Source organism: Rhizobacter sp. P3_C12 (assembly GCF_056402735.1).
On sequence record NZ_JBFUGW010000339.1, the window covers coordinates 1 to 5,825 of the forward strand.

Below are 5,825 nucleotides of genomic sequence, written 5' to 3' on the forward strand. Positions count from 1 at the left end.
GCGCGCCGCCGGCTGGCGGCCGAGGGCGTCGAGCTCACGCACCTGGCCGACGTGGCGCAGCCCACCGGCGTCGCGATGATCCTGGTCGATGACCGCGGGCAGAACAGCATCGCGCTGTCGGCCGGCGCGAACGCGGCGCTCGGCGTTGCGCAGGTCGAGGCGGCCGCGGTGCAGATCGCGTCGGCGGCGCTGCTGGTGTGCCAGCTCGAATCGCCGCTCGCGGCGGTGGCGCGGGCGATCGCCATCGCGCACGCGGCCGGCGTGCCGGTGCTGCTGAACCCGGCGCCGGCGCAAGCGCTGCCGGCGGCGCTGCTGCAGCAGGTCGACATCCTGGTGCCGAACGAGAGCGAGGCGGCGGTGCTGCTCGGCGAGGTGCTGGCGCCGGCCGAGGCGGCGGCGCGGCTGCGCGAGCGCGGGCCGGCGACGGTGATCGTCACGCTGGGCGCCGACGGCGTGCAGTGCGCCGACGAGCGCGGCAACGTGCATGCGCCGGCGCCGCGCACGCAGGCAGTCGACACCACCGGTGCCGGCGACACCTTCATCGGCGCGTTCGCCGCCGCGCGCTGCGCCGGCGTGGCCTTGCACGCGGCGATCGCGCATGCGCAACGGGCCGCGGCGTTCAGCGTCGCGCGGCCCGGCACGATCGACGCGATGCCGTTCGCGCGCGACCTGCAACCCACGGTCGAGGCGTCGTGAAGAAGACGCCGCTGCTGCACCGGGACCTGTCGCAGCTGGTCGCGCGGCTGGGCCATGGCGACCTGGTCGTGATTGCCGATGCCGGGCTGCCGGTGCCGGCGGGCACGCCATGCATCGACCTCGCGCTGACGCGTGGCGTGCCGTCGTTCGACCAGGTGCTGCAGGTGCTGCTGAGCGAGATGCAGGTGGAGCGCGCCGCGCTGGCCGACGAGGCGCTGCAGCGCAGCCCCGCGTTCGTCGCGCTGGCCGGCGAGCGCCTGCAGGGCGTGCCGGTCGAGCACGTGCCGCACGACGAGCTGAAGCGGCGCAGCGCCTCGGCGCGCGCGATCGTGCGCAGCGGCGAGTTCACGCCGTACGCCAACCTGCTGCTGTACGCCGGCGTCGTGTTCTGAGCCGTGCCTTGCGAGCTCGGCAACGGGGATTGATCAGCGTGTGGCCGGCAGCGGCACCGCCCCGGCCATCGCGCGGTGCCCGGCGTCGCCCGGGTGCAGGTGGTCGCCGGAGTCGAAGGCTGGCCGCAGGCGCGACGGCTGCGCCGGGTCGCGCAGCAGCGCATCGAAATCGATCACCGCATCGAACTCGCCGCTGTCGCGGATCCATGCATTGAGCTGCCGGCGCAGCGCGTCCTTGTGCGGCTGGAAGTAGTCGGCGAGCGGCGTGCCGGCGAGGGCGCCTTCGAACGGCGTCAGCGTGGCACCGAGCACGCGCACGCCGCGCAGGTGCGCACGGGCGATCAGCTGGCGGTAGCCGGCGACCAGCTCCGCGAGCTCGGGCGGCCGGCGTTGCGGGTCGAAGGCGGTGCCGGGCCACGCGATGTCGTTGATGCCGATCAGCACGATCACGCTGCGCAGCTGCGGTTGCGCCAGCACGTCGCGATCGAAGCGTGCGAGCGCGCTCGGCCCCATCCCGTCCGACAGCAGCCGGCCACCCGAGATGCCGGCGTTCAGCACCGCGATGCGCTGCGGCGCGAGTCGCGCGGCGAGGAAGTCGGGCCAGCGCGTGTCGGCGTCCATCGTCGCGCCGTTGCCGTCGGTGATCGAGTCGCCGATCACGACGACACTGCCGCGTGGCGCGTCGGCCTCGACCGCGACGCCGCTGAGGAAGATCCGCGCCGTCAGGCCCGGTGTCGGCGGCAGCTGGGCGGCGCCCACCTGGTTGCCGGGCGCGAGCGAGGCGGTTTGCCGTCCATCCCAGTGGAAGGTCTGCGTGGATGTCGGCTTCGGCAGGTACAGGCTGACGGCCAATGACGCGAGCGCTGCGACCTCGAGTTCCACCGGGTCGCTGAGCACCGGCGCGCCCGGCGGCACGACGACACCGGCCTGTCCGCCGAAGGTCACCGCGCGGCCACGCCCGGGGGCCGATGCCGGCGCCACCTGCGCCGCGCCGATCACCAGTGGCTCGCGGCCGTACTCGTTCGACAGCTGCAACCGCACGCGCCGCCCGCCGAGGCTCAGCCGCACGACCTGGCGCAGCGTCTGGTCGTCGATCGTCGATGGCGTGCCGGTGGGCAGCGCGAACTCCGCGCCCCAGCTTGCTTCGGGGCTGGCGGTCCAGCTCTGGATCCAGGTGCCGGCGTGCGCAGGCATCGCGGCCAGGCAGGCGAGGGCGCAGACGGACATGAGGGTCGTGGCGAGGCCGTGCCACGGCGTGCGGCATGTGGTCATGGTGTGGCTCCGATCAGGCGTTGGCGGAGGCGATCGCGGCCGGCGTGCGGTCCAGCGCCATCGCGAGCGCCGCGATCGCGAGGCCGGCCAGCGGCAGCAGCGCGGCCACCCACGCGAGCGAGCCGAGTCCCGGCCCGTTCGCGATCACCGCACCGCCCAGCCACGCGCCGAAGGCATTGCCGAGGTTGAACGCCGCGATGTTGAAGCTCGATGCGAGGCTCTGCCCGGCCCCCTGGGCCTTGTCCAGCACCCACATCTGCAGCGGCGCAACGGTCGCGAACGACGCCGCCCCGAGCAGGCCGACGAACAGCACCGCGGCCACCTGGCTGTGCAGCGCCCAGCCGGTCAGCGCGAGCACGATCGCGAGCACCGCCAGCGAGCCCAGCACCGTGCCGGCGAGGTGCCGGTCGGCGAGCTTGCCGCCGGCCAGGTTGCCGATCACCAGCCCGCCGCCGAACACCAGCAGGATCGGCGACACCGCCGCGGCGCTGAAGCCGGCGATCTGCGTCAGCAGCGGCGCGATGTAGGTGAACAGCGCGAACAGCCCCGCGAAGCCGAGCACCGTGGTCGCGAAACCGAGCAGCACCGGGCGGCGCAGCAGCGCGTCGAGGTCGGCACGCAGCGACCTGCCTTCATGGCTTGCCGGTTGGGTCGGCACGAACAGCGCCAGTGCCGCCATCGCCAGCAACCCGACCGCGCTGACGGCCCAGAAGGTGGCGCGCCAGCCGAAGTGCTGGCCGAGCCAGGTGCCGAACGGCACGCCGAGGATGTTGGCGACGGTGAGGCCGGTGAACATGATCGCGATCGCCGAGGCGCGCTGCTGCGGCGGCACCAGGCCGGTCGCGACGACCGAGCCGACGCCGAAGAAGCTGCCGTGCGCCAGCGCCGTCAGCACGCGGGCCGCCATCAGCAACTCGTAGGTCGGTGCCAGCGCACAGCTCAGGTTGCCGAGCGTGAAGACCGCCATCAGCGCCAGCAGCAGCGTCTTGCGCGGCCAGTGCTGCGTGAGCGCCGTCAGCAGCGGTGCGCCGACGACGACGCCCAGCGCGTAACCGGAGATCAGCAGCCCGCTCGCCGACACCGAGACGCCGAGATCGGTGCCCACGTCGAGCAGCAGGCCCATGATCACGAACTCGGTGACGCCGATGCCGAAGGCGCCGACGGTCAGCGCATACAGCGCCAGCTTGGTGTTCTTCATGACTGTGAATTCAGATGCCGTTGAGTCGGGAATGATGAGTTCAAACGGCGTTGTGAACTAGACTGCCCGCTGGAAAAACACTTGTGAACCCAGTTCATCAGCGAGGGACGGCATGGCACGACTGGATGTGAACCGCTCGGGCGAGATGGAGGTGTTCGTGCGGGTCGTCGAGCTGGGCGGTTTCTCGGCGGCGGCGCGGGCGTTCCGGATGACGCCGTCGGCGGTCAGCAAGCTGGTCGGGCGGCTGGAGGCGCGGCTCGCAGTGCGGTTGCTCAGCCGCTCGACGCGGCAGGTGCAGCTGACGCCCGAGGGCTGCGTGTTCTACGAGCGGGCGGTGCGCGTGCTGGCCGACCTCGAGGAAGCCGAGCGCGGCGCCGCCACCAACGATGCACCGCGCGGCCGGCTGAGCGTGAACGTCAACGTGCCGTTCGGCGAGCATTTCCTGTTGCCGCTGGTGCCGGCCTTCCTGGCGCAGCACCCGGAGGTCACGCTCGACCTGGTGCTGACCGACGAGGTGATCGACCTGCTGGAGCGCCGCACCGATGTGGCGGTGCGGGCCGGGCCGCTGAAGAGCTCGCAACTGCTGGCGCGCAAGCTGGGCGAGACACGCAAGCTGATCGTCGGCTCGCCGGCCTACCTGCAGCAGCGCGGCACGCCGATGACGCCGGCCGATCTCGCGTCGCACAACCGATTGGGCTTCACGTATGCCCGCGCGCTGGAGGGCTGGCCGCTGCTGGACGACGGCAAGGTCGTGCAGGTGGCGCTGAACGGCAACGCGCGCGTCAGCGACGGCGAATCGCTGCGCCGGCTCGCAGTGGCGGGGCTCGGGCTGGTGCGCTTGGCCGCCTTCCAGGTGCGCGACGACATCGCCGCCGGGCGGCTGGTCGCGGTGCTGGAGGACTTCAACCCCGGCGACCTGGAAGAGTTCCACGCGGTGTTCGTCGGCCAGGGCGGGCACCTGCCGTCGCGGGTGCGGGCGTTGCTGGATTTCCTCGTGGAGAACGTGCGGTTCGGCTAGATGAGTGCCTGCTGCGAAGGGATACTCGCTACCATGGTTCGCGTTGCGACAAGGAGCTGATATGGGACCCCTGGAACGCATTACACAGCGACCGGACGTGATGGGTGGCAAGGCCTGCATTCGTGGCATGCGCGTCACCGTCGGGATGGTGGTCGGTCAGGTCGGTGCCGGGCACAGCGTCGACGACATCCTGGCCGACTACCCCTATCTGGAGCGAGAAGACATCCTGCAGGCGTTGCGCTATGCCGCCTGGCGCGCCGATGAGCGCGAAGTCGAGCTGGTCGGCATGTGACAGAGGATGCGGCTTCTCATCGACATGAACCTGTCGCCCCGATGGGTCGGCGTCCTCAAAGAGGCCGGCATCGAGGCCTCTCACTGGTCAACGCTCGGCGCTCCCGATGCGCCTGACCCGGTGATCATGGCGTATGCGGCGGAACACGACTGTGTGGTGCTGACGCACGACCTGGATTTCGGCGCCATGCTGGCAGCGACCCAAGGCGACAAGCCGAGCGTCGTGCAGATCCGTGCCGAGGACGTGAACCCGAATGCCATCGGCGCTCACGTTGTTGCCGCACTGCGCCAGATGACGGCCGAGCTGGCGGCAGGCGCGCTGCTGACGATCGACACGAAGCGCACTTGCTTGCGCCTGTTGCCGCTGCAAGTGAATCGGTGACCGGCTCACGCCCGGCGCCAGGTGTTCCATCCTGCCTAGAATGCCCAGCCTGATCCGGCGTGTCCGCCGGCGCGAGGAATGGATTCATGCAGCAGCTCTCAGGCATCTGGGTTCCCGTCATCACGCCGTTCGCGGCGGATGGGCGCGTCGACCATGAACGGCTCGCCGCGCTGGTCAAAGACCTGGTGGCCGACGGCATCCACGGGCTGGTCGCCTGCGGCACCACCGGCGAGGCCGCGACACTCGACGAGGCCGAGCAGGCCGCCGTGCTGGGCACGGTGCTGTCGGCGGCCGGTGGCCGGCCGGTGCTGATGGGCGTGAGCGGCATCGCGCCGCGCGAGGTGGTGGCGGCGTGCCGGCGGTTTGGTGAGCAGGCGGTCGCAGGCTTCCTGGTGCCGCCGCCGTCGTATGTGCGGCCATCGCAGCAAGGCATCGTCGATTTCTACCGCGAGGTTGCGGCCGCCGCGGCACCGCGCGCGATCGTCGTCTACGACATCCCGTACCGCACCGGCGTCGAGCTGAGCCTCGCGACGCTGCGCACGCTGGCCGCGATCCCCGGCGTGGCAGGCCTGAAGG

At 71.6% G+C, this 5,825-nt stretch carries 8 protein-coding genes; 6 read left to right on the plus strand and 2 right to left on the minus strand.

Annotation, left to right across the window (positions count from 1 at the left end; translation table 11 throughout):
* Together AC1DXV_RS30330 and rbsD are read left to right on the plus strand one after the other, a co-directional pair.
* On the plus strand, positions 1 to 696 hold a 696-nt coding region (locus AC1DXV_RS30330; RefSeq protein ID WP_477937164.1), incomplete at its 5' end, for a PfkB family carbohydrate kinase.
* Positions 693 to 1,088, plus strand: a complete 396-nt coding sequence (rbsD, locus tag AC1DXV_RS30335) for a D-ribose pyranase (RefSeq protein ID WP_477868736.1) — start codon at positions 693 to 695, stop codon at positions 1,086 to 1,088. The genes AC1DXV_RS30330 and rbsD, both read left to right, overlap by 4 nt.
* Positions 1,089 to 1,121: 33 nt before the next feature.
* On the opposite strand, the gene AC1DXV_RS30340 is transcribed toward rbsD, so the two are convergent.
* Together AC1DXV_RS30340 and AC1DXV_RS30345 are read right to left on the minus strand one after the other, a co-directional pair.
* Entirely contained in the window at positions 1,122 to 2,360 is a 1,239-nt protein-coding gene (locus AC1DXV_RS30340; RefSeq protein ID WP_477937166.1) for an SGNH/GDSL hydrolase family protein, read from the minus strand.
* Between the two features lie 13 nt (positions 2,361 to 2,373).
* Positions 2,374 to 3,558, minus strand: a complete 1,185-nt coding sequence (locus AC1DXV_RS30345; RefSeq protein ID WP_477868740.1) for an MFS transporter — start codon at positions 3,556 to 3,558, stop codon at positions 2,374 to 2,376.
* A 112-nt stretch (positions 3,559 to 3,670) separates the two neighbouring features.
* Between AC1DXV_RS30345 and AC1DXV_RS30350 the strand changes: the two genes are divergently transcribed.
* From AC1DXV_RS30350 to AC1DXV_RS30365, 4 genes are all read left to right on the plus strand, one after another.
* Positions 3,671 to 4,576, plus strand: a complete 906-nt coding sequence (locus tag AC1DXV_RS30350; RefSeq protein ID WP_477868742.1) for a LysR family transcriptional regulator — start codon at positions 3,671 to 3,673, stop codon at positions 4,574 to 4,576.
* A 61-nt stretch (positions 4,577 to 4,637) separates the two neighbouring features.
* On the plus strand, positions 4,638 to 4,868 hold the full coding sequence (locus AC1DXV_RS30355; protein ID WP_477868744.1) for a DUF433 domain-containing protein: 231 nt from the start codon (positions 4,638 to 4,640) through the stop codon (positions 4,866 to 4,868).
* Positions 4,869 to 4,874: 6 nt separating this feature from the next.
* Complete coding sequence (locus AC1DXV_RS30360) at positions 4,875 to 5,249, plus strand: DUF5615 family PIN-like protein (RefSeq protein WP_477868746.1); 375 nt, start codon at positions 4,875 to 4,877, stop codon at positions 5,247 to 5,249.
* An 86-nt stretch (positions 5,250 to 5,335) separates the two neighbouring features.
* A partial coding sequence (locus tag AC1DXV_RS30365) for a dihydrodipicolinate synthase family protein (protein ID WP_477937168.1) occupies positions 5,336 to 5,825 on the plus strand: 490 nt, incomplete at its 3' end.